The organism is Roseateles sp. So40a (genome assembly GCF_048081605.1).
In the GTDB taxonomy this organism is placed as follows: Bacteria; Pseudomonadota; Gammaproteobacteria; order Burkholderiales; family Burkholderiaceae_C; genus Roseateles.
Window position 1 is genome coordinate 4,834,048 of the sequence record NZ_CP182288.1, and the last position, 24,302, is coordinate 4,858,349.

Genomic DNA, 24,302 nt, shown 5'->3' on the forward strand with positions numbered 1-24,302 from the left:
CATCGACGCCCAGACGCACAAGTTCGGGAGACTTTGAGCTGTTCGGAGTAGCCGTTGGTGCTCTCATGCAAGTGACTGATTTCATTGATGAGCGTGTTCGGACTTAGTTGTTGCTGTTCGGACTGATTTGTCAGGCATACCCGCGAGCGCGTGCGCGCCGCGCTGCAGAGCGCCGGCCTCGAGTTCCCCGCCAACAAGCGCATCACCGTCAACCTGTCGCCCGCCGACCTGCCCAAGGAAGGCGCGCGCTTCGACCTGCCCATCGCGCTGGGGCTGCTCGCCGCGAGCGGCCAGATCGACACCGACCTGCTGACCCACCTCGAATGCGCCGGTGAACTCGGCCTGTCCGGCGAGCTGCGTCCGGTGAAGGGCGCCCTGGCGATGGCGCTCGCGCTGCGCGCGGCGAAGCTGCAGCGCGAGTTGATCCTGCCGCGCGGATGCGCGGAGGAAGCCGCGCTGGTGCAAGGCCTGGTCGTGCGTGAGGCCGCGCATCTGATCGACCTCGTCCATGCACTGCAACCGCGCAGCGACCAGCCCTTGCCGCGCATCCAGCGCGATCCGCCGCCGACCTGCGACACCACGCTCGACCTGCGCGACATCAAGGGCCAGTCCGGCCCCAAGCGGGCGTTGGAGATCGCCGCCACCGGTGGACTGAGCCTGCTGCTGGTGGGCCCGCCCGGCACCGGCAAGTCGATGCTCGCTCAGCGCCTGCCCGGCCTGCTGCCGCCCTTGTCAGAGGCGGAAGCGCTGGAGTCCGCCGCGCTGCTCAGCGCGAATGGGCAGTTTCGGCCGGCGATGTGGGCACGGCGGGCCTTTCGCGCGCCGCATCACAGCGCCTCCGCGGCGGCCTTGATCGGAGGCGGCTCACCGCCGCGTCCCGGCGAGATTACGCTCGCCCAGCACGGTGTCCTGTTCCTCGACGAGCTCCCCGAATTTCAACGGTTGTCGCTGGAAGCGCTGCGTGAGCCGCTGGAGACCGGAAGGGTGCACATCTCGCGCTCAGCGCATCAGGCGGAATTCCCGGCGCGATTCCAGCTGGTGGCCGCGATGAACCCCTGCCCCTGCGGTCATCTGGGCAATCCGCACAAGCCTTGCCAGTGCTCGCCCGATCAGGTGAGGCGATATCAGAACCGCCTGTCGGGGCCGCTGCTCGATCGCATCGACCTCACGGTGGAAGTGCCGGTGCTGCCCCCGGAAACGCTGACCGGTTCTGCGGATGGCGAGTTGAGCGCGGTGGTGGCGGCGCGCGTCGCGCAGGCGCGGCAACGCGCGGTGGATCGACAGGGCTGCGCGAACGGGCAGCTTTCCGCCGGGCAGGTCGATGAACACCTGCGGCTGGAGGACGAGGCGCTGAGCCTGCTGCATCGGGTCTCGGCGAGGTTGTCGTGGTCCGGGCGCAGCTTCCACCGCGTGCTGCGGATCGCTCGCACCATCGCGGATCTCGCCGACAACGACACGATCGCTCCGATCCACGTCAGCGAGGCGATCCAGTGGCGACGGGCGCTGCCGGGGCGGGAGTCGTGATCGGGCGCCATTCGTGACCCTCAATGAAAAATGCCGGCTCTCGCCGGCATTCCTCTTCAACGCAGTGATCGAGATCAGATCCCGATCAACGCCATCAGTGCGCGATCAGCATGCGGTCATTGGCGCACCAGCTGACCGTCGCTCACGCGGACGATGTCGCCGCTCTGCACGCCCGGGTCGTGGCTGAACGTCATCGTGCGGTTGCTCTGATCGGCGTTGCGAAGCTTCACGACCCAGACAGTCGTGCTGCGCTGGCGCTTCTCGATCTCGTTGCCGGCATAACCGCCCGCGACCGCGCCGCCCACCGTGGCGATCTTCTTGCCGGTGCCGCCGCCGACCGCGCTGCCCAGCAGGCCGCCGACCACCGCGCCACCGACCACGCCCAGGCCCGTGCCTTGGCCCTGGCGGGCTTCCGTGTGCACGCCCAGCACCGTCGAGCACGACGAGCACAGACGCGAATCCGCCTGACCCGAGCCCGACGAGCCGGTGTTGTCCGCATAACCGGTCGAGCCGCCATCGCGGGAGTTCTGCGCCGGTTGCGAGCGACGCGAGTCGTTCGAGCGCTGCGATTGCACCGCGTCATCGCCCGAGCGGCGTGCCGCGCGAGCCTCGTCCGCGGCGTTCGCGCCGTTGCGATCCACGATGTTGCCGGACTGCTCGGCCGCCGCGAGCGGCGTGTCCGGCATCGACGGAGCCGACTGATGGCGCCCCGCGAAGAAGGCCGCCACGACCAGCACGGCCGCCCCAACGGCTCCCGCCGCGATCTTGTGATTGGTAGTCATCGCCATGATTCACCTCTTATGGTTTTCCCCTAGCTCGGGGGATGGGCGAAGAATGCCACGCTGTTACAAGTCGCGGGGGCCAGTTTTCGTTCCGTTTGTAAATGGGTGAAACGCGGCCTGTAGGACAAGGCCGCGTCCTGCGTTTTTCGTTGCGCGCCCGCGTCAGCCGAGCAGCGGCGCCAGCGCCTTGCGCGCCGCGTTCTGGTCCAGCGCCATGCGCGCGGCCCAGTCCGCCACCTGATCGTCGCCAATGCGTCCGACGTTGAAGTACGTCGACTCGGGATGCGCGAAATAGAAGCCGCTCACGCTCGCCGCCGGCGTCATCGCCATGCCCTCGGTCAGCGCCATGCCGATGTCCTCAGCCTGCAGCACGCGGAAGACGTCGCGCTTGACCAGGTGATCCGGGCAGGCCGGATAACCCGGCGCCGGACGAATGCCGCGGTAGGCCTCGGCGATCAGCTGCTCGTTGCTGAGCGCCTCATCCGACGCATAGCCCCAGAACTCCTGGCGCACCCGCTGGTGCAGCCGCTCGGCGAAGGCCTCGGCCAGGCGGTCCGCCAGCGCCTTCAGCATGATCGCGGAGTAGTCGTCCAGGTCGTCGATGAACTGCCGCTCCTTCTTGTCCACGCCCAGCCCGGCGGTGACGGCGAACAGCCCGATGTAGTCCGGCACCGAGCCCTTGGCCGCGATGAAGTCCGCCAGCGCGCGGTTGGGCCGGCGCACGCCGTCCACCACCGGCCGCTCGGACTGCATGCGCAGACCGCGCCAGGTCATCAGCACCTCGGTGCGCGACTCGTCGCTGTAGATCTCGATGTCGTCGTCATTGACCTGCGCGGCCGGGTACATCCCCAGCACGCCGCTGGCGCTCAGCCACCGGCCCTCGATCAGCCGCTGCAGCATGCGCTTGCCGTCGCTGAAGACGCGTTGCGCCTCCGTGCCCACGACCTCGTCCTTGAGGATCGCCGGGAACGGGCCCGCGAGGTCCCAGGTCTGGAAGAACGGACCCCAGTCGATGCACTGCGCCAGCTCGGCCAGGTCGTAGTTGCGGAACTGGCGCCGGCCGATGAAGCGCGGCACCGGCGGCGTGTAGGTCGTGAAGTCCGCGCGCTGCTTGTTCTCGCGCGCCTGCGCCAGCGTCACCAGCGGCGTCTGCTTCTTGTTGGCGTGCAGCTCGCGGACCTTCTCGTAGTCGGACTTCAGCTCATCGATGAAGCGCGTGGCGCGCTCGTCCGACAGCAGCTCCGAGCACACGCCCACCGAGCGCGACGCGTCCGGCACGTAGACCACCGGGCCTTCGTAATGGGGCGAGATCTTCACCGCCGTGTGCACGCGGCTGGTGGTCGCGCCGCCGATCAGCAGCGGGATCTTCTTGACGCGGAAATAGTCGTCGCGTTGCATCTCGGCCGCGACGTGCTGCATCTCCTCGAGGCTGGGCGTGATCAGGCCCGACAGCCCGATGATGTCCGCGCCCTCCACCTTCGCCTTGGCGAGGATGTCCTGGCACGGGACCATCACGCCCATGTTCACGACCTCGAAGTTGTTGCACTGCAGGACCACCGTGACGATGTTCTTGCCGATGTCGTGCACGTCGCCCTTCACCGTGGCGATGACGATCTTGCCCTTGGAGCGCACGTCCGCGCCCGAGGCGGCGAGCTGGCGCTTCTCCTCCTCGATGTAGGGCACCAGGTGCGCCACCGCGGACTTCATCACCCGCGCGCTCTTGACTACCTGCGGCAGGAACATCTTGCCCGCGCCGAAGAGGTCGCCCACGACGTTCATGCCCGCCATCAGCGGGCCCTCGATCACGTGCAGCGGCCGGCCGCCCTTGGCCAGGATGCCCTGCCAGGCTTCCTCGGTGTCCTCGACGATGAAATCGGTGATCCCGTGGATCAGCGCATGCGACAGCCGCGCGCCGACGTCGCCCGCGCGCCAGGCCAGCTTGGCGCTGTCGTCCTTGGCCGCGCCCTTGACCGACTCGGCCACCTCCAGCAGCCGCTCGGTCGAGTCCTCGCGGCGGTTGAGCACCACGTCCTCGACGCGCTCGCGCAGGTCGGCGGGGATCTCGTCGTACACGCCGACCATGCCGGCGTTGACGATGCCCATGTCCATGCCGGCCTGGATCGCGTGGTACAGGAACACGGTGTGGATGGCCTCGCGCACCGGCTCGTTGCCGCGGAAGCTGAAGGACACGTTGGACACGCCGCCGCTGACCTTGGCGCCGGGCAGGTTCTGCTTGATCCAGCGCGTGGCCTCGATGAAATCGACGGCGTAGTTGTTGTGCTCCTCGATGCCGGTGGCGATCGCGAAGATGTTGGGGTCGAAGATGATGTCCTCGGGCGGGAAACCGATCTCCTCGACCAGCATCCGGTACGCGCGCTCGCAGATCTGGATCTTGCGCTCGTAGGTGTCGGCCTGGCCGGTCTCGTCGAAGGCCATCACGACGGTGGCCGCGCCGTAGCGGCGGATCAGCTTCGCCTGCCGGCGGAACTCGTCCTCACCCTCCTTGAGCGAGATCGAGTTGACGATGCCCTTGCCCTGGATGCACTTCAGGCCCGCCTCGATCACCTCCCACTTGGACGAGTCGATCATGATCGGCACGCGCGCGATCTCGGGTTCCGAGGCGATCAGGTTGAGGAATCGCACCATCGCGGCCTTGCTGTCGAGCATGGCCTCGTCCATGTTGATGTCGATGACCTGGGCGCCGTTCTCGACCTGCTGGCGGGCGACGCTCAGCGCGGCCTCGAACTCGCCGTTCAGGATCAGCCGCGCGAAGGCCTTGGATCCGGTGACGTTGGTGCGCTCGCCGATGTTGACGAACAAGGTGCCGGCGCCGATGTTCACCGGCTCCAGGCCGGACAGCTTCATCGGGGAGACTGGAGAGGATTGCGAGGCGGACATGGCGTGCCGCCAACGCGGCCTTGCTGGTAGCGGAAACGGCGTGCATTCTACCGGTCGGGGCCTGGTTTGTTCGTGCCGGAAGCCTCCCGGCGACACCCGCGCCCGTATGCTCGACCGCAAACGACAACGAGGAGCGACCGCGAGTCGCCGGGAAGCCGACGTGGATCTGGTCCAACTGCCTTCCAACAGCCTGCGCGTGGGACAGGTGCTGACGTTCTCGCTGCGCGACGCGGCGGGTCATCTGCTGTTCGCCGCCGGCCATCCGCTGCCCGACACGCCGCAGGTGCGCGACCTGATCGCGCGCGGCCCCTGGGTGCAGGCGCACGAAACGCGCGAGTACCAGCGCGCGCTGGCCCACAAGCTCGACACGATGATGCTGCAGGGCGCGTCGCTGTCCGCGCTCGCCAACGCCAAGGCGGAATACAAACCCACCCGTCCGATGCCGATCGCCGCCGCGACGGGACCGGCGCACACCGCCATCTGGGCCGACCTGCAGTGGCATGCGCAGCAGGTGCTGCGCGACGCCCAGCGGCCGGACTTCCTGATGCGGCTCACCGAGCTGCTGGACAAGGTGCTGGCGCGGCTGACGCAGCAGCCCGACGCCTCGTTGGCGGTGCTGGTGCATGACGCGGCGCAGGAGCCGCTGCAGTACAGCGCGCGGCACGCGCTGCTGTCGCTGGCGCTGGCGGAGATGACGACCCGGCAGCTCGGCTGGGGAGAGGGCCGCCGGCGCACGCTGGGCATGGCGGCGCTGACGATGAACCTGGACAGCGGCGCGCTGCAGGATCAGCACGCGTTGCGGCCGGAATCGCTGGGAGACTCGCACCGCGAGCAGCTCGCCGGACATGGCGACCGCGCCGCGGCGACGCTGCGCTCGATCGGGGTGGATGACGACGACTGGCTGATCGCGGTGCGCCTGCATCACGACGCCGGACCGGGCCCGCTGGCCGGGCGGTCCGATGGCGAGCTGATGGCGAGGCTGCTGCGTCGCGTGGATGTCTATGGCGCCCGGCTCAGTCCGCGGCGCAGCCGCCGGGCCCTGTCCGCGGCGCAGGCGGCGCGCGCGGTCTACCTGGACGAGGCGCAGCAGCCCGACGAGGCCGGCGCCGCGCTGATCAAGGCGATCGGGCTGTATCCGCCGGGATCGCTGGTGCGGCTGGCCAATGGCGAGGAGGGCATGGTGCTCAAGCGCGGCCACACCGCGAGCGAGCCGCTGGTGGCGTCGCTGGTGGGACGCAGCGGCACGCCGCTGACCGTGCCGGTGCTGCGCGACACGCGCCTGCCGGCGCAAGCGGTCACCGCGAGCCTCGCGCCGCATGAGATCCGGCTGCGCATCCACATGGATGCGATGCTCAAGCTGTATTGAATGGGACTGCCCAGGCCGCTGACCCTGGAAGCCCCTCGCCCGCGAAGCGGGAGAGGGGTTGGGGTGAGGGCTCGTGTGAGGGCACGGAGCCCTTCGTAGAGCCCTCACCCCCGCCCTCTCCCGCTACGCGGGAGAGGGGGTCTTGAAGCTCAAGCCTCTTCGGGGATCAGAGCGCTGAAGATCGGCTGGCCCCAGCGGCGCGGCTGATAGGCGGAAACCTTCTGCGCGATCGCGCGGATGTGGTCCGGCGTCGTGCCGCAGCAGCCGCCGGCGATGTTCAGGAAACCCGCCGCGGCGAACTCGCCGACCAGCCGGCCCGTGACGTCCGGCGTCTCGTCGAAGCCGGTGTCGCTCATCGGGTTGGGCAGACCCGCGTTGGGATAGCAGGAGATCGGCGTATCGCCCGCGGCCTTCGAGAGTTCCTCGATGTAGGGCCGCATCAGCGCCGCGCCCAGCGCGCAGTTCAGGCCGATGGCCAGCGGCTGCGCGTGCCGCACCGAGTGCCAGAACGCGGTCACCGTCTGGCCAGACAGGATGCGCCCGGACGCGTCGGTCACCGTGCCGGAGATGATCACCGGCAACCGCTCGCCGGTGTCTTCCATCAGCTGGTCGACGGCGAAGATCGCCGCCTTGGCGTTGAGCGTGTCGAAGATGGTCTCGATCAGGAACAGGTCCACGCCCCCTTCGAGCAAGCCCTTGGCCTGCTCGTAGTACGCCTCGCGCAGCGTGTCGAAGTCGACGTTGCGCGCGCCGGGGTCGTTGACGTCAGGGCTGATCGACGCGGTGCGCGGCGTCGGGCCGAGCGCGCCGGCCGCGAACCGCGGCTTGCCCGGCGTGCTGAACGCGTCGCAGGCCTCGCGGGCCAGCCGCGCGGCGGCGACGTTCATCTCGTAGGCAAAGGCTTCCAGGCCGTAGTCCTCCTGCGCGACGGTGGTCGTGCCGAAGGTGTTGGTCTCGATGATGTCGGCGCCGGCGTCCAGGTACTGGCGATGGATCTCGCTGATGACCTCGGGCCGGGTCAGCACCAGCAGGTCGTTGTTGCCCTTCAGGTCCTTGGGGTGATCCGCGAAGCGCGCGCCGCGGAAGTCCGCTTCGGTCAGCTTGTAGCGCTGGATCATCGTGCCCATCGCGCCGTCCAGGACGGCGATGCGTTTCGCCAGGATGGCGGGCAAGGCGGCGCCGCGGGTGTAGGCGGCGGCGGGACGGGTCTGGATCGGGGCGTTCATGGGACGCGATTGTAGAAAACCGCGCCCCGCGCCACCCTTCTCAACCGCCAAAGACCTTCTTCAGGATCGCGCTGCCGGTGCCCACCGGGTCCTGGCGGATCTTCTTCTCCTCCTGGCCGATCATGAAGTACAGCCCGTCCAGCGCCTTGTCGGTAACGTAGGACTGGAGGTTGGCGTCTTCCTTGCGGATCAGGCCGAAACCCGAGGCCTTGCCGGCGACGGCGTTGTACTTCTCGCTGAGCGACTGGCGCTCGGTGGCCTTCGTGACGATGGGCAGGAACTTCGTGGTCAACGGCGAGCGGGTCTTCTCCTCGAAGAACTGCGTCACCGCGTTGTCGCCGCCCCGCACGATCCGCACCGCGTCCTCGACGCTGATGTTGCGCACCGTGTTGACCAGCAGCTGGCGCGCCTCGGGCATCGCCTGCTCGGCGGCACGGTTCATCGAGGTCACGAGGTCGTCGATGCGCTTGCCCTGGCCGGTGGTGCGCAGCAGCCGCGCGGCGTCCTTGAGCGCGCCCGGCAGCTCGATGCGCACCTGCGGGTTGCCGAGGAAGCCGTCGGTGCGCCCCAGGTTCGTGAGCGCCGCCTGGGCGCCACGCTCCAGCGCCGCGCGCACGCCGGACGCGGCGTCGCCCTCGCTCAGGCTCAGCGCCATCGCCCAGGGCGAGGCGCATCCCGCGCCCAGCAGCGCGATCAGGTCACGGCGAAGCAGCTTCATCGAGGTCTCCTTGTTCAGCATCGGCAGTGGCGTCGCCATCGGGGGCGGCGTCCGGGGATTCGTCGCCGGCAGCGTCCGGCGCAGGGTCGTTCTCGGCGGCGGTCTCTGCATCTTCCGACTCCGCGAGGTCCATGTCGATGGCGCCGAAGGGGCCGGGACCGTCACCGAGCTTGAACTCGATGCGCAGGCTGTCGCCCTGCTCCAGCACCACGGGCTTGGCCAGCGCCGGCATGCCCGCGCCGATCAGCGTGCCGGCGCGCAGGGGCCGATGCCGGGCGGCCTCGGCGAGCAGGTCGCCGAAGCTCCACTGCATGCCGGCCTTCGCGTCGAGCACCGCCTGCTTGCGGCCGTTGCGCATGATCTGCAGCTGCAGCGCGGCGCGGCCGAGGTACCAGGCGCCGGGGAGTTCATCGGGCGTGACCGCGACGGGCGCGAACTGCAGCGCCGGGCGGCTGTGCCAGGCCGGCCAGCCGTTGGCGAGTTCCTCCTGCTGCACCGGCCGCAGCACCCAGTCGCTGACGAGCATCAGCAGCCGGACCGATTCCAGCGCCTGCGACGGGACCGCGCCCTGCGGCAGATCGCCGGTCATCACGGCCAGCTGGGCCTCGGGTTCCAGGCCGGGGACGCGCAGGTCCAGGACGTCGGCCGGCCCGAGCAGCGCCTCGGCGCCGCCGGCGCGCAGCAAGGGCGCGCTGAGCCGCTCGGGCCAGGCCAGGCCGCGCTCGCGCAGCCCCTGGCCCTGGTCGGGATAGGCCTCGCCGGCGATCCATCCGGCCAGCCGCGGCAGCGGGGCCTGGCATTGCTTCGGGTCGAAGGCGAAGGCGTGCCGCGCGCGGCCCTGGTTCAGCGCCAGCGACAGCGTCTCGAGCTGCGGCGCCATGAAGTTCCAGTCGTCGAGCACCTGCTGCAGGCGCGTCGCGATGCCGTTGGCATAGCATGCCTGGCTCAGGTCCTTGGACACGACCACCAGTTGGCCGTCGCGGGACCCGTCGCGGTAGGTAGCAAGTTTCATTGTGGTGAACGGACAGTCAATCGTCGGGCGAGCGGTGGCGGCATTGTCACCCCAGGACCGGATCGCGCTGGCGGCGGCGACCGCCGGCGCGCTGGCGCTCCACGCCTGGGCGCTGATGGGCGCGCCGCCGACGCCGCCGCGCGCGGTTGAGGCCTCGGCGGTCGCCGTCCGGATGGTGAGCCCGCCACCGAAAGAGGCGACCACCACGCCGCCCTCGCCGTCACCTGCACCGCCACGGAAAGCATCGGTCAACACGCCCGAGCTCGAGGCCCAGGTCCAGGCCCCGGCTGAACCGAGGCACCTCGCATCGACCGCCGCGGCCGTTCAGTCCGCCAAGGACGCCCGGCCCGTGCCGGCGCTGCTCGCGCTGCCGCTGCGCGGCGCGGGGTCCCTCACCTACGCGTTGACGGTCAACGGGCAGCCCGGCGAGGCCTCGCTGAGCTTCCGCGTCGAGGACGGCCGGTATGACCTGCTGCTGGAGCGTCGCGCCGGCGATCGCGCCCTGCCGTCCTGGCACAGCGAAGGCCGGGTCGGTCCGCAAGGCCTGATGCCGGAACGCCACCGGGTGCGGCGCCAGGGCCGGGAACGCGAGCTGATCGTGTTCGACCGGGACGCCGACACGCCGCGTCTGCTCGTCGGCGCACGCGCCTACGCGCTGTCGGCGGGCACGCAGGATCGGCTGTCCTGGTGGTTGCAGCTGTCGGCGCTGATGGCGGCAGAGCCCGACCTGCACCTGGGCCTGCGCCTGCGCATTCCGGTCGCCGGCCCGCAGGGCGCGATCGACTGGGATTTCGAGGTCGCCGCCCGGGAGGGGGACCGCTGGCTGCTGCGCCGCGAGCGGCCGGCCGCGGCGGGGCGTCCGGCGCTGGCATGGACGGCCTGGCTGGACGGGCAGCGGGCGTTCCTGCCGGTCGAGTTGAGCTTCAGCCTGGATGACGATGAGCAGTGGGCGCTCCGTTTGCTGGAGTGAACCCGTGGGCGCGCGCGTCGATCGATGAAAACGTGAAACCCTGTGCGGTTGGCACCACAAATGCTTGGTTCCCGGTGCGTCCGGCCCGGACAGTTCTGCCACCATGGGGTCATGGCCTGGTTGGGAGCGGGGGTTGAAACCCTCGCGGCAGGCCATAACTCCTCATGCAAAGGAGTCTTTCATGCACATGCTCTACGACTCGCCGAGCTACATCGTTGTCCAGTTCGATGTGCCGGTCGATCCCTCGCCCGGCGACGCCGCGCACGCCGCGCTCGTGGAGCACACGAACCTGCCCTCGCTGCAGCGTGACGGTTTCGAGATCGTCGACAAGTTCACCCGCAAGGAAATCTTCATCGAGGGCGCGCTGGCGCAGACCTTCCAGGAAGGCGTCGAGGCGCTGATCGAGCAGGGCCCCGACGTCGACGACCTCGACGCGTTCATCGCCCAATACGCCAACCTCGGCCAGCAACCCGTGGTCATGCACTGACCCGCCACCCACGCTGACCCCCGGCCCCGTCACCCCGGGGCTTGTCCTGCGCCCACCGCTGCGCCAAGATCGTGCGGTCGCGCACCTGCCAGGCGCGCGCGGCCGGCGGCGCCCGAGTTCGGGGCCATGTCCTCACTGCTCGTCCCGGAGCTCGTTGCCGATCGACCATGGCCAAGCGCGCGCAGCCTCCGCTGGTGTCCCCGGGCCTGTCCGAGAGTCCGGTGCTGGACCGCATGTGCTCGCACTTCGTGCTGACGCTGACGGTCCGCCATGCCAATCGCTTCAATCCCCGCCGTGACCTGAGCGGCCTGCTCGCGCTCACCGCGCGTCACCTCGTGTGGCCGCCGCAGGTGCTGTCGCGCGTTCGCGGCTATCTCGCGCGCCGCTGCCAGGGCCACGCGCTGTGGGCCGGCCACGAGCGCCTCGCCGACGCGACCTTCCTCGCCCGGCATGGCGTGTGGCGCGGGCCCTTCGCCGAGGGCACGCTGTTCTTCTATCTCGACGAGTACATCAAGGACGCACCCAAGGACCTGCTCGCGCTGCTGTCCTGCACCTGCGACGCGCTCGACCAGCAACTCCGCAGCCAGTCCACGCTGGTGGAGCAGAACATCGATGTGCTCGGTCGCCTGCTGCAGCTCAACGCCGCGGAACGCGCGCTGCTGCTGTACGGCACCCTGGCGCGCTACCAGCGCGAGCTGCGCGGGGCGCTGGTCGAGTTCAAGGTCAACACCGCGCAGGAGGCCTTCGCCGCGATCGCGGAGGTGGCCGGCGTGGATCCGCACGAGGTCGCTGACGCCCTGCGCGCCGGCTCGCGCCTGGAACGCGTGGGCATGATCGAGAACCTGATCGCCGAGCACAACATCACCGACCTGTCCGACCTCATGAAGGTCAGCGAGCAACTGCCGCCGGTGCTGATGCGGGCCTACGACGGTCCGCAGGACCTGATGGCGGTGTTCACCCGCCCGGTCACGCCCAGCCCGCTGCAGCGCGCCGACTTCGAGTTCATCGGCGAGGACCTGACGCTGCTGGCCACGCTGCTGCGCAACGCGGTCGCGCAGCAGCAGGCCGGCGTCAACGTGCTGATCTACGGCCCGCCCGGCACCGGCAAGACCGAGTTCGCGAAGGTCGTCGCGCGCGAGGCGGGCCTGGCGCTCTACGAGGTCGAGTACGCGGACCGCGACGGCAACGCGCTGTCGGGTCGCGACCGCTACCGCTCGCTGCAGATCAGCCAGGTGTTCCTGAAGGCCAGCCGAGACGTGGCACTGCTGTTCGACGAGGTCGAGGACGTGTTCCCGCACCTGAGCGGCGATGCCGCCCATCTGATGGCGCGACTGGACGCGGCGCTGGAGATGCCCGCGCCGATGGCGGTCAACGGCAAGGCGTGGGTCAATCAGATCCTGGAGAGCAACCCCGTCCCCGTGCTGTGGATCACCAACCGCATCGAGCACATCGATCCCGCGTTCCGCCGGCGATTCCAGTACCACCTGGAGCTGAAGTCGCCGCCGCCGGGCGCGCGGCTGGGCCTGGTGCGCAAGGCACTGGAGGACCTCGCCGTCCCCGACGGTTTCGCCGAGCGCCTGTGCGAGCGCCGAGGGCTCACGCCGGCGCAGATCCGCACCGCGGTGCGCTTCGCGAGGCTCGCGGGTGAGGACGCGCCGGCCGAGGCCAACGAACGCCTCGTCAGCCGCCAGCTGCTGCACGCCGACAAGGCGCTGGGCCAGGGCGACGCGTCGCCGCGCGTGAGGCCGTCGTCGACGCGTTACTCGCTGGACCTGATCCATTGCGAGAGCCGATTCGCGCTGCCGCGCCTGATCGAGGCGCTGCGTCGCCGCGGCATGGGCACGCTGTGCTTCCACGGTCCGCCGGGCAGCGGCAAGACCGCCCTGGCCGAGCACATCGCCGCCGAGCTGCAGCGGCCGCTGATGGTGCGCCTGGCCAGCGACCTGATGTCCAAGTACGTCGGCGAGACCGAGCAGAACATGGCGCGCATGTTCGAGACCGCCGCCGCCGAGGGCGCGGTGCTGCTGCTGGACGAGGCCGACAGCTTCCTGCGCAGCCGTCGCATGGCCGAGCGCCATTACGAGGTCAGCGAGGTCAACGAAATGCTCGCCGGCATGGAGCGCTACGCGGGCCTGTTCATCTGCACGACCAACGCCTTCGACGACCTCGACGAGGCCGCGCTGCGGCGTTTCAGCTTCAAGATCCGGTTCAAGCCGCTGCGACCCGACCAACGCCGCGCGATGTTCGAGCGCGAGCTCGGCGCGTTCGACGAGCCGGCCGGCCCGGCCGGTGCGGGGATCGAGGAGGCGCTGCTGGCGCGTCTCGACGCGCTGGATGCCCTGACGCTGGGCGATTTCGCCGCAGTGCGGCAGCAGGCCGAGATCCTGGGCGAGACGCTCTCCCCGGCGGAATTCATGACCTTGCTCGAGGCCGAGCATCGCGTCAAACCCGAGGTGCGCCAGCGCCGCGAGATGGGCTTCCGCGCCGGCAAGGCCTGACCCTGGTCCGGTTCTGTGGCATCGTGCCCCACATGCTTCAGAGCTCCGTCATGTCACCCTCCCCCCGCACCGCGTCCGTCCCGCGGATCCGCCGGACGGGCCTCGCCGCCAAGGGCGCGGCGGCCACCGTCCTCGTCTCGATCGCCGCGCTGCTGACCGGCGCGAGCGCCGCGGTGGCCCAACCCGCCAAACCGGCCGCCGCCGCGAAACCCGCCCCAACCGCCGCACTCGCCACGCCCGCCGCACCCCCCAGTTGCCCGCCCCAGCCCGCCGCGCTGTCTGACGCCAGCCTCGCCGCGCAGGCCCGGGACCGTGGTCTGATGTGGACGCTGCAGCGCGACGGACGGACGTCCTATCTGTACGCCAGCCTGCATGTCGGCAAGCCGTCCTGGGCCGCGCCGGGTCCGCGATTGCTGCGGGCGCTGAGCGCCGTCGACGCGGTGGCGCTGGAGCTCGACCCGCTGGACCGCGACAGCTGGAAGATGCCCCCGATGCCGGCGCTGCCGCTGGACGCCTCGCTGCGCAAGCGGCTGGACGCCCAGGCCGCCGCCGTGTGCCTGGACCCGAACGCGCTGTCCGGCCTGCATCCGCTGCTGCAGACCAGCACCTACATGCTGTTCCGGGCCCGGGCGCTGGGACTGGACACCCGGTACGGCCAGGAGATGCTGCTCAGCCAGTGGGCGCGCGACCGCGGCCTGCCGGTGCTGGCGCTGGAGACGCTGCAAGGTCAGCTCGAGGCGCTGCTGCCGTCGGATCCCGAGGCCGCGAAGCACGAGCTGCGCGCCAACCTGCGCCAGCTCGAGCGGCCGAAAGCGCTGCTGCGCACGCTGGACACGATGGTGACCGTGTATGACCGCGGCGACCTGGCGCGGCTCAACCGCTACGCCGAGTGGTGCGACTGCGTCACCGACGCCAGCGACCGTGCGGCGCTGCAACGGATCAACGATGGCCGCAATCCGGCCCTCGCCCAACGGATCTCCGAACTGCACCAGCGCGGCCAGTCGCTGCTGGTGGCCGTCGGCGCGATGCACATGACCGGTCCGAAGGCGCTGCCGGCTCTGTTGCGCCAGCAGGGCTTCGAGGTAACCCTGATGCCGCCTTCCGGATCGCGGTGACGGAGTTGCGGCACACTGAGCCGCTCTGTCACCCGTCGTCCCGACCCGTTCCTTCGGAGCCCGCATCTTGGACCCCTTGCCGTCCTTCCTCCAGCAGCTGTTCCTGGTGCCGCTGACGCTGCTGCCCATCATCAATCCGGTGGGCGTGGCCCCGATCGTCATCGGCGCGGCCGGCGGCGACGACAAGGTCCTCAAGCGTCTGTCGCGCCAGGTCGCGATCAACGGCTGGGTCGTGATCATGGTGTCGCTGCTGGTGGGCACCTACGTGCTGGACCTGTTCGGCATCTCGCTGCCGGTGGTGCGCGTGGGCGGCGGCCTGCTGGTGGCCTACAGCGCGTGGGTCATGCTCACCCGCAACGAGACCGACGACGTGCAGACCGCGGTCGTGCACGCCTCGCCCGGCGACATCAGCGAGAGCGAGATCGTGCGCCGGAGCTTCTTCCCGATCACCTTCCCGCTGACGACCGGTCCGGGCAGCATCGCCGCGGCGATCGCGCTGGGCGCGCAGATCCCGCGCTCGCCGGTGCCCTACGTGATGGGCGCGGGCATCGCGGCCATCGGCGCGGCCATCACCGCCGCGGTCGTCTACCTGATCTACCGCAACGGCGGCCGGCTGCTGATGAAGATGGGCGAGGTCGGCACGCTCGTCATGATGCGGCTGATGGCCTTCGTGCTGCTGTGCATCGGCATCCAGATCCTGTGGTCCGGCTGGGCCGACCTGAACCACATCCCGACCTGAGGCCCACCGGCCTGCCCCGAGGAGACACCATGGCGGACACCGACTTCAGCAAATTCGTTCCCGGCTTCGACTTCCTGCAGGGGCTCATGAAGAACGCCGGCGCCGCCATCCCCGGTTTCAACCAGTGGGTGGCACCGACGCTGGACCCGGCGGAACTGGACAAGCGCATCGACGAGCTGCGCACCGTGCAGTTCTGGCTCGAGAACAACGCCCGCCTGCTGTCCGCGACGATCCAGTCGCTGGAGGTCCAGCGCATGACGCTGTCCACGCTGCATGCGATGAACGTGCCGATGGCCGACTTGAAGGAAGCGCTGAAGTCCAAGGTGCCTCCCGTGGCGCCCGCCGCCCCGTCCGCTCCGGCCGGCGAGGACAAGCGCCCCGATCCGTCCGCGGAGAAGCCCGCCGGGGCTGATCCCCTGCAGTGGTGGAATGCCCTGACCCAGCAATTCACGCAGGTCGCGGCCAATGCGATGAAGACGGCGCAGACGGCCGCCACCGCCGCGACTGCAGCGACCACCGCCGCAACCACCGCTGCCGCGGCGGCCAGCACCAGCGCGCCGGAGAAGGCCGCCACCAAGGCCGCGGCCAAGTCCACCGCGACCGCCGCCAAACCCAGACCCGCCGCCAAGAAGGCCGCCCCGGCGCGCAAGCCCGCCGCCAAGCGCAAGACCTCCTGAGCCTCCCGCAGTTCCCCGAGGGCCGTTCATGCCTCGCTTCATCCAGGCGCACGCCACCCATCCCGATCCGCACATGGCGCTCGCGCTGGTCGGCGCGCAGCTCGACGGCCAGCGCGCCGGCATGACGCCGACGCTCGGCTTCCTCTATCTCACGCACCCCTACGTGCCCCACGCGCAGGCGCTGCTGGACGAGGTCCGGCTGCGCTGGCCGGGCTGCGGCTGGGTCGGCGCGTCGGCGCTGGCGGTCAGCGCCAGCGGCGTGGAGTACTTCGATGAACCGGCGCTCGTCGTCATGCTGTGCGACCTGCCGGCGGACCAGTGGCGCATCTTCTCCGGCCGCCAGCCGCTGACGCCAGAGTGCGACGCCCGCAGCCTGCTGCTGCACGCGGACGGCGCCACGCCCGACCTGCAGGAGCTGATCGGCGAGCTCGCCCAGCGCTGCAGCAGCGGCTACCTGTTCGGCGGCCTGGTCAGCGGCGGCGACGCGGCGGTGCAGATCGCCGACGGCGTCTTCGAGGGCGGTCTGTCCGGGCTCGCGCTGGGGTCCGACCTGCGCTGGATCTCCCGCGTGAGCCAGGGCTGCCAGCCGCTGGGCCGTGAACGCCGCGTCACCGCGTGCGACGGCCCGCTGGTCACCGAGCTGGACGGCCAGCCGGCGCTGGATGCGCTGCTCGAGGACCTCAAGCTGCCCGCCTACACCGGCGAATCCGGCAGCCTGCGCCAGGCGATGCCGCTGTTCCGCCGCACGCTGGTCGGGCTGAACGACGAACCCGGCACCCGGCGCGAGTACGGCCCGGAGGTGCGCGTGCGTCACCTGGTCGGCCTGGATCCGGCCAAGCGCGGCGTCGCCGTCGCCGAGCAGGTGCGCCAGGGCGAGCTGCTGAGCTTCTGCGAACGCCACCCCGATGCCGCGCGGCGGGACCTGGTGCGCATCTGCACCGAGATCCGCGCCGAGGCCGAGGAACGCGGCGCGCGCATGGCCGGCGCGCTGTACTTCAGCTGCACCGGGCGCGGCGGGCCGCATTTCGGCGCGCCGTCGGCGGAACTCCAGTGGGTGCAGCACGCGCTGGGCGAGGTGCCCCTGGCCGGCTTCTTCGCCAACGGGGAGATCGCGCACGCCCGGCTGCACGGCTACACCGGCGTCCTGACCGTCTTCCTGGAGTCCTGATGCCCGCCCGCCGCCACCTGCTGCAGGCCGCGGCGGCGTCCGCGCTGACGGGGGCCCTGCCCGGCCTGCCTGGCCTGCGCCCCGCGGTCGCTGCGTCGCGCGCGGCCCCGGCGGTGCTGCCGCCCGAGCCCACCACCGTCATCTATCCGCGCCATCTGCCGCAGCAGGACAAGCAGGTCGACTACTTCATCAGCCTGCTGCACGCCGCGCTGCAGCGCAGCGGCACGCGTTACGCGCTGGTCCAGACGCAGTCGGAGATGGTGCAGAGCCGCGCGCTGCTGGAGATGGCCGGCGACGATCCCGGCATCGATGTCTTCTGGACGATGACCGACCCGCAGCGCGAGCAGACGCTGCTGCCGATCCGCGTGCCGCTGGACCGCGGGCTGATCGGCTGGCGCCTGTGCCTGACCCGCGCCGAGGACCGCGACCGGCTGCGCGGCGTGATGGACCTGGCGGACCTGGCGCGGCTCACCGCAGGGCAGATGCATGACTGGCCTGACACCGCCGTGCTGCGGGCCAACGGCCTGCCGGTGACCGTCAGCACGCATTACCAGGGCCTGTTCCAGATGCTGTCGCAGGGCCGCTTCGACTACTTCCCGCGGTCCATCTTCGAGATCGACGCCGAACTGGCCAGTTTCAGCGAGCAGCGGCTGGCGATCGATCCGCACCTGCTGCTGCATTACCCGGCGGCGCTCTACATGTTCGTGCGGCCCGGCCGGCCGCGGCTGGCCGCCGATCTGACGCGCGGCATGGACGCGCTGATCGCCGACGGCAGCTTCGAGCGGCTCTCGCGCCAGCTGTTCGGCGACCTGGTCCGGCGCCATCGCATCGACCAGCGGCGGGTGCTGCGGCTGCGCAACCCGCTGTTGCCGCCGCGCACGCCGCTGGAGCGCAAGGCGCTGTGGTGGCCGCTGCCCACCGCCCCGTCGCGCGGCTACAGTTCGACGCCATGACCGCCGTCCTTCCTGCCACCCACGAGCCGCCTGGCGAGCAGGCCGCCCAGCTGGCCGCATTCCGCGCGGACCGGCGCGCGGCGCTGGTCCGCGCGCTGCGCACGGTGCTGCCCGCGCATGCGGTGCTGTCGCAGGACGAGCAGACGCGGCCCTACGAATGCGACGGCCTCACGGCCTATCGCGAGCGCCCGCTGGCCGTGGCGCTGCCCGAGACCGAGGCGCAGGTGGCGGCCGTGCTGCGGGCCTGCCACGCGCTGGGCGTGCCGGTGGTGGCACGCGGCGCCGGCACCGGCCTGTCCGGCGGCGCGATGCCCCACGCCGAGGGCCTGACGCTGGCGCTGGCCAAGTTCAACCGCATCGTCGCGATCGACCCGCTGGCGCGGACCGCGCGCGTGCAATGCGGCGTGCGCAACCTCGCGATCTCCGAGGCGGCCGCGGCGCACGGTCTGTACTACGCGCCCGATCCCAGCAGCCAGATCGCCTGCACGATCGGCGGCAACGTCGCGGAGAACTCCGGCGGCGTGCACTGCCTGAAGTACGGCTTGACGCTGCACAACGTGCTCAAGGTGCGCGGCTTCACCGTCGAGGGTGAGCCGGTCGAATTCGGCTCCGAGGCGCTGGACGCCGCGGGGCTGGACCTGCTCAGCGTGGTCATCGGCAGCGAGGGCATGCTGGCCGTCGTCACCGAGGTGGTCGTCAAGCTCACGCCCAAGCCGCAGCTCGCGCGCTGCATCATGGCCAGCTTCGACGACCTGCGCCGCGCCGGCGACGCGGTGGCCGCGATCATCGCCGCGGGCATCATCCCGGCCGGTCTGGAGATGATGGACAAGCCGATGACCGCCGCGGTCGAGGACTTCGTGCACGCGGGGTATGACCTCGACGCCGAAGCCATCCTGCTGTGCGAGAGCGACGGCACGCCCGAGGAGGTCGAGGAAGAGATCGGCCGCATGAGCGAGGTGCTGCGCGCCAGCGGCGCCACGCGGCTGGAGGTCAGCGAGAGCGAGGCGCAACGGCTGCGCTTCTGGAGCGGCCGCAAGAACGCGTTCCCGGCGTCGGGGCGGATCAGCCCCGACTACATGTGCATGGACTCGACCATCCCGCGCAAGCGCCTGGCCGACATCCTGCTGGCGATCCAGGAGATGGAGCGCAAGTACGGGCTGCGCTGCGCCAACGTCTTCCATGCCGGCGACGGCAACCTGCATCCGCTGATCCTTTTCGACGCCAACGATCCCGACCAGCTGCACCGCTGCGAGCGCTTCGGCGCGGACATCCTCGAGACCAGCGTCGCCATGGGCGGCACGGTGACCGGCGAGCATGGCGTCGGTGTGGAGAAGCTCAACAGCATGTGCGTGCAGTTCTCGCCGCAGGAGCGCGAGGCGATGCTGGCGCTCAAGCGCGCGTTCGACGCACGCGGACTGCTCAATCCCGGCAAGGTGATCCCGACGCTGCAGCGCTGTGCCGAGTACGGCCGCATGCATGTGAAGCGGGGCGCCCTGTCCTTCCCTGAACTGGAGCGTTTCTGATGACGGCCTTCGTCCCCGCGACGACTTTGATCGACCCGCTCGAGGCCTTGGCGGCGCGATTCCGGGAGGGCGGCCCGGCGCGCTTGACCGGTCATGGCAGCAAGGATTTCTACGGCGGCCCGCTGGGCGAGGCCGAAGCAGTGTCGACGCTGGCGCTGAGCGGCGTGCTCGCGTACGAGCCCAGCGAGCTCTACATCACCGTGGCCGCCGGCACGCCGGTGGCGGAGGTCGAGGCGCTGCTCGCCGAGCACGGCCAGCACCTGGCGTTCGAGCCGCCGCGATTCATGGGCGCCGCCTCGGGCGGCACCGGCACGGTGGGCGGCATGGTGGCCACGGGTCTGTCGGGCCCGGCGCGGGCCACAGCGGGCGCGGTGCGCGATCACGTGCTGGGGCTGACGCTGCTGGACGCCAAGGGCGAGCTGCTGCATTTCGGCGGCACGGTGATGAAGAACGTCGCGGGTTATGACGTGTCGCGGCTGATGGCGGGCTCGATGGGCGTGCTGGGGTTGATCGCGCAGGTCACGCTGAAGGTGCTGCCGCGACCGGTGGCCTCGGTGACCCTGCGTTTCGAGGCCTCGCAGGAGGAAGCGCTGCTGGAGATGAACCGCTGGGGCGGCCAGCCGCTGCCGGTGTCGGCGACGGCGTGGTGGGATGGCGCGCTGGTGCTGCGCCTGTCGGGCGCCGAGGCAGCCGTGACCGCGGCGACGCGCCGGCTGGGCGGCGATGTGATTCCGGAGGCGATGGCCGCGCCGTTCTGGCAGGGGCTGCGCGACCAGAGCGACGAGTTCTTCCTGGGGGCCCGGCGCGCGGTGCAGGGCGGCGCGACGCTGTGGCGGATCGCGGTGCCGTCGACGACGCTGGCGATGTCGCTGCACGGCGAGCAGCTGATCGAATGGGGCGGCGCGCAGCGCTGGGTGGTGACGCCGATGGCGGCGGCGCAGCTGCGCGAGCTGGTGACGGCGGCCGGCGGCCATGCGACGCAGTTCTATGCGGGCGACAAGTCGGCGGGCGTGTTCTCGCCGCTCGGGCCGCAGCTGACGAAGATCCACAAGGAACTCAAGCAGCAGTTCGATCCGCGGGGGATCTTCAATCCGGGGCGCTTGTATCCGGACCTTTGATCCGGATGCCTGACCCGTCCCCTTCGCAAGCCGAGCGCCAGCCGATCCGATGCAAACCCACCTCGCCCCCGAGTTCCAAGGCACGCCCGAGGGCGAGACCGCCGAGGCCATCCTGCGCCGCTGCGTGCATTGCGGGTTCTGCACCGCGACCTGCCCCACCTATCAGCTGCTGGGCGACGAGCTCGACGGCCCGCGCGGACGCATCTACCTGATCAAGCAGGTGCTCGAGGGCGAGACCCCCACCGCCACCACCCAGCAGCACCTGGACCGCTGCCTCACCTGCCGCAACTGCGAGAGCACCTGCCCGTCCGGCGTGCAGTACGGCCAGCTCGTGGAGATCGGCCGTCAGATCGTCGATGCCAAGGTCGAACGCCCGCGCGAGGAACGCGTCAAGCGCTGGCTGCTCAAGGAAGGCCTGACCTCGCCGCTGTTCAAGCCCGCGCTGCGCCTGGGCCAGGCGCTCCGCCCGCTGGTCCCCGCCGCGCTCCGCGACAAGGTGCCGCCGGCGCCCGACGCGCGCTCGCAGCAATGGCCGCAACGCACCCACCCGCGACAGGTCCTCATGCTGCTGGGCTGCGTGCAGCCGGCCATGATGCCCAACATCAACGCGGCCACCGCCCGCGTGCTCGACGCCGCCGGCGTGCAGACCCTGGTGGCCGACGAGGCCGGCTGCTGCGGCGCGATCCGCACCCACATGAACGACCACCACGGCGGCCTGGACGATGCCCGCCGCAACATCGACGCCTGGTGGCCGATGGTCGACGGGCACAGCGCCCAGGTCGAGGCCATCGTCATGAACGCGTCCGGCTGCGGCGTCCAGGTCAAGGACTACGGTCGGCTCCTCGCCCACGACCCCGACTACGCCGAGAAGGCCGCGCGCGTCTCGGCGATGACCCGGGACCTCAGCGAGTTCCTGCCCGCGCTCGCCCCGGCCCTGCGCTCACGCCTCGGCGCCCAGCGCCCGGCCGGACCCCGGCTCGCCTACCACCCGCCCTGCACGCTGCAGCACGGCCAGCAACTGCGCGGCGGTGTCGAGGGCCTGATGCGCGAGCTCGGCTTCGACATCGCCACCGCCCCCAGCGAGAGCCACCTGTGCTGCGGCTCTGCCGGCACCTACTCGGTGCTGCAGCCCGTGCTGTCCAAGCAGCTGCGCGAGCGCAAGCTCGCCGCGCTCGCGCCGCTCGAGGCCGGCGCGATCGTGTCGGCCAACATCGGCTGCATCCAGCACCTGCAAGCCGGCAGCGACGTCCCGGTCCGCCACTGGATCGAGGTGCTGGACGACGCGCTCGGCACCTGAGATCACCGACCCGCCTCAATGGGTGGAACACGCCCGCGCTTGATCTTGAGCGTCGCGCGGACGCATCACTCGACGCGCAAACCCTTCCCACTTGAGGAGGAGTTCTCACATCAATCGCCCCACTGCGGGCAAACCCGGGCATGCCCATTGCCTGCGGCCCGCAGAATCGCCTCCCATAACAGGAGGGGAGCGCGTCAAGCGATCCAACCAGAAAGCGAAAGAGGCCGGTACCCGCGTGGGCACCGGCCTTTTTTCCATGGCTCAGGGTTTCCCCGTCACGCAGGACGAGCACATCGGTCGTCATCCGCCCCGCGCGCCGGGTCGGACGCGGATACTCCGCTGTCATATTTGTTGCAGCCGGCGTCGCCCGACGCCCGATCCGCCATGACCCTGACCCGTCGCACCTGGCTCCTCGTGCCCGTCCTGGCCGCGCTGGCCGCCTGCGCCAATTCGCCAAGCAGCCCGCCGAGCAGCACGCCGACCAGCACGCCCGCGGCCTCGACGTCCGCCGCCCCGGCAACACCTGGCCCCTCGGCGTTCGCGGCGAAGAAGCCGCCCAAGCTCGTGGTGTTCATGGTCGTGGACGGCCTGCCCATCCGCCAGGTGCTCGGTTATCGCGACCAGCTGCAGCCCGACGGCTTCCTCCGCTTCCTGGACCGCGGCGCCTGGTTCGCCAACGCGTATTACGGCCACGGCTACACGGTCACGGCGGCGGGGCACTCGATCATGCTCAGCGGCGCCTATCCGCAACGCAGCGGCATCATCGGCAACGAATGGCGCGACCCGATGACCGGCACGCCGCAGTACAACACCGCCGATCCGCGTTACCAGTACATCGGCAACAAGACCGAGCCGCTGGCCGGCACCAGCCCGGAGAACTACAAGGTCGAGACCGTCGGCGACGTGCTGCGCACGCTGCAGCCCGGCTCCAAGGTGATCGGCATCTCGGGCAAGGACCGCGGCGCCATCCTGCCCGCCGGCCACAAGGGCACGGCCTACATGTACATGGGCGGCACCGGTCAATTCGCGTCGTCGACCTATTACATGGCCAGCCACCCGGCCTGGGTCGACGCGTTCAACGCCGCCAAGCCCGCCGACAAGTTCTTCGGCAAGACCTGGGCGCCGATGCTGCCCGAGTCCGCCTATGCCCGCAGCGTGCCCGACGGCCAACCCTGGCAGGCCACCAGCGGCAACGGCAACAAGCTGCCCGCGGTGCTCGGCGCCGGCATGGACGGCCCCGGCCCGCGCTTCTACGGCAACATCCTGCCCTCCCCCTTCGGCGACGAGCTGACGCTGGCCTTCGCCCGCGCCGCCGTCGAGGGCGAGCGCCTGGGCAGCGACGACCAGACCGACATCCTGTCGGTGAGCTTGTCCAGCCACGACTACATCAACCACGCGTTCGGCCCGGAGTCGCGCCTGTCGCACGACCATTTCCTGCACCTGGACGCCTACCTGCAGTCGTGGTTCCAGTACCTGGACGCCAAGGTCGGCCGCGACAACTACATCGCCGTGCTGACCGCCGACCACGGCTTCACCGACACCCCGGAATGGGCGAAGTCGCAGGGCCGCGACGCTGGACGCATCAACCCCGCGCAGGCGGTGGGCTTCGTCAACGCGGGACTGGCCAGACAGTTCGGCGAGGGCCGCTGGGTGATCGGCATGTCGGGCACCGGCTTCATCTTCGATGAGCCCGCCATCAAGGCCAAGGGACTGGACGCCGACGCCGTCTACGCCGCCGCCAAGCAGCTCGTGGAGCAGGTCGACGGCGTGCAGGTCGCGTTCACCCGCGCCCAGCTGGCCGGCACCGACACGACGACACCCTACCTCGCGCAGATGCGCAAGTCCTGGTACCCGGGCATCGCCGCGCCGCTGCAAGTGGTGCCGAAGGCGGGCTGGATGTTCGGATCGCGGCTCGTGGGCACGACCCACGGCAGCCCGTACGAGAACGACACCCACGTGCCGCTGCTGACCTGGGGCCCGAACTGGGTCAGCCAGGGCCGCATCGAGCAGCGCGTGGAGATCGCGGACTTCGCGCCCACGCTGTCGGCCATCCTGCACATCCCGTCGCCGCGCCAAGCCCAGGGCCAGGTGCTGCCCCTGCCGGCGAAGTAAGCCAGCGGGCGGGCAACGCCCCCCATCCGAACGCCCAATCCCCCCATTCACCGCACCCACCCGCCACCGAAGCGGGGGTGGGGTGCGCGGGTCACGTGGGTCCTGTAGGCTCGTCGGTC

General features: G+C 70.5%; 18 protein-coding genes and 1 pseudogene. 14 read left to right on the forward strand and 5 right to left on the reverse strand.

From position 1 onward, the window contains the following. Positions 1 to 129 precede the first annotated feature (129 nt). Positions 130 to 1,524: pseudogene (locus tag ACNI65_RS22040) on the forward strand (YifB family Mg chelatase-like AAA ATPase); the annotation flags it as partial. Positions 1,525 to 1,640: 116 nt separating this feature from the next. Here the strand turns inward: ACNI65_RS22040 and ACNI65_RS22045 are convergent. Both ACNI65_RS22045 and metH read right to left on the reverse strand, forming a co-directional pair. Then, positions 1,641 to 2,306 (reverse strand): glycine zipper 2TM domain-containing protein, encoded by a 666-nt coding sequence (locus tag ACNI65_RS22045; RefSeq protein ID WP_416759402.1) that lies wholly within the window; start codon positions 2,304 to 2,306, stop codon positions 1,641 to 1,643. Between the two features lie 162 nt (positions 2,307 to 2,468). After that, positions 2,469 to 5,204, reverse strand: a complete 2,736-nt coding sequence (metH, locus tag ACNI65_RS22050; RefSeq protein ID WP_416759403.1) for a methionine synthase — start codon at positions 5,202 to 5,204, stop codon at positions 2,469 to 2,471. Positions 5,205 to 5,364: 160 nt separating this feature from the next. Here metH and ACNI65_RS22055 point away from each other — a divergent pair, with 160 nt between their 5' ends. Then, complete coding sequence (locus tag ACNI65_RS22055) at positions 5,365 to 6,570, forward strand: HD-GYP domain-containing protein (RefSeq protein WP_416759404.1); 1,206 nt, start codon at positions 5,365 to 5,367, stop codon at positions 6,568 to 6,570. A 149-nt stretch (positions 6,571 to 6,719) separates the two neighbouring features. Here ACNI65_RS22055 and ACNI65_RS22060 read toward each other — a convergent pair whose 3' ends face one another. Genes ACNI65_RS22060 through ACNI65_RS22070 form a run of 3 tightly spaced genes read right to left on the reverse strand, consistent with a single transcriptional unit; the run spans position 6,720 to position 9,526 of the window. Beyond that, complete coding sequence (locus ACNI65_RS22060) at positions 6,720 to 7,796, reverse strand: homocysteine S-methyltransferase family protein (RefSeq protein ID WP_416759405.1); 1,077 nt, start codon at positions 7,794 to 7,796, stop codon at positions 6,720 to 6,722. Positions 7,797 to 7,836: 40 nt separating this feature from the next. Beyond that, positions 7,837 to 8,514 carry a DUF4197 domain-containing protein gene (locus tag ACNI65_RS22065; protein ID WP_416759407.1) on the reverse strand — a complete coding sequence of 226 codons (678 nt, stop codon included), beginning with the start codon at positions 8,512 to 8,514 and terminating at the stop codon, positions 7,837 to 7,839. Next, positions 8,495 to 9,526 carry a fumarylacetoacetate hydrolase family protein gene (locus ACNI65_RS22070; protein WP_416759408.1) on the reverse strand — a complete coding sequence of 344 codons (1,032 nt, stop codon included), beginning with the start codon at positions 9,524 to 9,526 and terminating at the stop codon, positions 8,495 to 8,497. Before ACNI65_RS22070 ends, ACNI65_RS22065 begins: the two co-directional genes overlap by 20 nt. Before the next feature lie 43 nt (positions 9,527 to 9,569). Between ACNI65_RS22070 and ACNI65_RS22075 the strand changes: the two genes are divergently transcribed. The 12 genes from ACNI65_RS22075 (at position 9,570) to ACNI65_RS22130 (ending at position 24,183) form a co-directional block, all read left to right on the forward strand. Continuing rightward, complete coding sequence (locus ACNI65_RS22075) at positions 9,570 to 10,496, forward strand: hypothetical protein (RefSeq protein WP_416759409.1); 927 nt, start codon at positions 9,570 to 9,572, stop codon at positions 10,494 to 10,496. Between the two features lie 181 nt (positions 10,497 to 10,677). After that, on the forward strand, positions 10,678 to 10,983 hold the full coding sequence (locus ACNI65_RS22080; RefSeq protein WP_416759411.1) for a DUF3567 domain-containing protein: 306 nt from the start codon (positions 10,678 to 10,680) through the stop codon (positions 10,981 to 10,983). 167 nt (positions 10,984 to 11,150) lie between these two features. Beyond that, positions 11,151 to 13,481, forward strand: a complete 2,331-nt coding sequence (locus ACNI65_RS22085; RefSeq protein ID WP_416759412.1) for an ATP-binding protein — start codon at positions 11,151 to 11,153, stop codon at positions 13,479 to 13,481. 50 nt (positions 13,482 to 13,531) lie between these two features. Then, positions 13,532 to 14,596: a TraB/GumN family protein gene (locus tag ACNI65_RS22090; protein ID WP_416759413.1), complete on the forward strand. Its 1,065-nt coding sequence runs from the start codon at positions 13,532 to 13,534 to the stop codon at positions 14,594 to 14,596. Positions 14,597 to 14,663: 67 nt separating this feature from the next. Beyond that, a complete protein-coding gene (locus tag ACNI65_RS22095; RefSeq protein ID WP_416759415.1) occupies positions 14,664 to 15,335 on the forward strand; it encodes a MarC family protein in 672 nt (223 codons plus the stop codon). A 29-nt stretch (positions 15,336 to 15,364) separates the two neighbouring features. Next, positions 15,365 to 16,012, forward strand: coding sequence for a PhaM family polyhydroxyalkanoate granule multifunctional regulatory protein (locus ACNI65_RS22100; RefSeq protein WP_416759417.1), 648 nt, complete (start codon positions 15,365 to 15,367; stop codon positions 16,010 to 16,012). A gap of 28 nt (positions 16,013 to 16,040) precedes the next feature. Next, on the forward strand, positions 16,041 to 17,180 hold the full coding sequence (locus ACNI65_RS22105; protein ID WP_416759418.1) for an FIST signal transduction protein: 1,140 nt from the start codon (positions 16,041 to 16,043) through the stop codon (positions 17,178 to 17,180). Then, on the forward strand, positions 17,180 to 18,133 hold the full coding sequence (locus ACNI65_RS22110) for a substrate-binding periplasmic protein (RefSeq protein WP_416759419.1): 954 nt from the start codon (positions 17,180 to 17,182) through the stop codon (positions 18,131 to 18,133). Before ACNI65_RS22105 ends, ACNI65_RS22110 begins: the two co-directional genes overlap by 1 nt. Then, positions 18,130 to 19,656: an FAD-linked oxidase C-terminal domain-containing protein gene (locus ACNI65_RS22115; RefSeq protein WP_416759420.1), complete on the forward strand. Its 1,527-nt coding sequence runs from the start codon at positions 18,130 to 18,132 to the stop codon at positions 19,654 to 19,656. The genes ACNI65_RS22110 and ACNI65_RS22115 overlap by 4 nt, the downstream gene beginning before the upstream one ends. Next, positions 19,656 to 20,774 carry a glycolate oxidase subunit GlcE gene (gene glcE, locus ACNI65_RS22120; RefSeq protein WP_416759421.1) on the forward strand — a complete coding sequence of 373 codons (1,119 nt, stop codon included), beginning with the start codon at positions 19,656 to 19,658 and terminating at the stop codon, positions 20,772 to 20,774. Before ACNI65_RS22115 ends, glcE begins: the two co-directional genes overlap by 1 nt. A 49-nt stretch (positions 20,775 to 20,823) precedes the next feature. Then, a complete protein-coding gene (gene glcF / locus ACNI65_RS22125; RefSeq protein ID WP_416759423.1) occupies positions 20,824 to 22,071 on the forward strand; it encodes a glycolate oxidase subunit GlcF in 1,248 nt (415 codons plus the stop codon). A gap of 384 nt (positions 22,072 to 22,455) precedes the next feature. After that, positions 22,456 to 24,183 carry an alkaline phosphatase family protein gene (locus ACNI65_RS22130; protein ID WP_416759424.1) on the forward strand — a complete coding sequence of 576 codons (1,728 nt, stop codon included), beginning with the start codon at positions 22,456 to 22,458 and terminating at the stop codon, positions 24,181 to 24,183. Positions 24,184 to 24,302: the final 119 nt, after the last annotated feature.

Coding starts and splice junctions, on each gene's coding strand:
- glcF (WP_416759423.1), top strand. CDS start 20,824: ATGCAAACCCACCTCGCCCCCGAGTTCCAAGGCACGCCCGAGGGCGAG.
- ACNI65_RS22130 (WP_416759424.1), top strand. CDS start 22,456: ATGACCCTGACCCGTCGCACCTGGCTCCTCGTGCCCGTCCTGGCCGCG.
- ACNI65_RS22045 (WP_416759402.1), bottom strand. CDS start 2,306: ATGACTACCAATCACAAGATCGCGGCGGGAGCCGTTGGGGCGGCCGTG.
- ACNI65_RS22110 (WP_416759419.1), top strand. CDS start 17,180: ATGCCCGCCCGCCGCCACCTGCTGCAGGCCGCGGCGGCGTCCGCGCTG.
- ACNI65_RS22060 (WP_416759405.1), bottom strand. CDS start 7,796: ATGAACGCCCCGATCCAGACCCGTCCCGCCGCCGCCTACACCCGCGGC.
- ACNI65_RS22090 (WP_416759413.1), top strand. CDS start 13,532: ATGTCACCCTCCCCCCGCACCGCGTCCGTCCCGCGGATCCGCCGGACG.
- glcE (WP_416759421.1), top strand. CDS start 19,656: ATGACGGCCTTCGTCCCCGCGACGACTTTGATCGACCCGCTCGAGGCC.
- ACNI65_RS22105 (WP_416759418.1), top strand. CDS start 16,041: ATGCCTCGCTTCATCCAGGCGCACGCCACCCATCCCGATCCGCACATG.
- ACNI65_RS22100 (WP_416759417.1), top strand. CDS start 15,365: ATGGCGGACACCGACTTCAGCAAATTCGTTCCCGGCTTCGACTTCCTG.
- ACNI65_RS22085 (WP_416759412.1), top strand. CDS start 11,151: ATGGCCAAGCGCGCGCAGCCTCCGCTGGTGTCCCCGGGCCTGTCCGAG.
- ACNI65_RS22115 (WP_416759420.1), top strand. CDS start 18,130: ATGACCGCCGTCCTTCCTGCCACCCACGAGCCGCCTGGCGAGCAGGCC.
- ACNI65_RS22070 (WP_416759408.1), bottom strand. CDS start 9,526: ATGAAACTTGCTACCTACCGCGACGGGTCCCGCGACGGCCAACTGGTG.
- ACNI65_RS22065 (WP_416759407.1), bottom strand. CDS start 8,514: ATGAAGCTGCTTCGCCGTGACCTGATCGCGCTGCTGGGCGCGGGATGC.
- ACNI65_RS22080 (WP_416759411.1), top strand. CDS start 10,678: ATGCACATGCTCTACGACTCGCCGAGCTACATCGTTGTCCAGTTCGAT.
- metH (WP_416759403.1), bottom strand. CDS start 5,204: ATGTCCGCCTCGCAATCCTCTCCAGTCTCCCCGATGAAGCTGTCCGGC.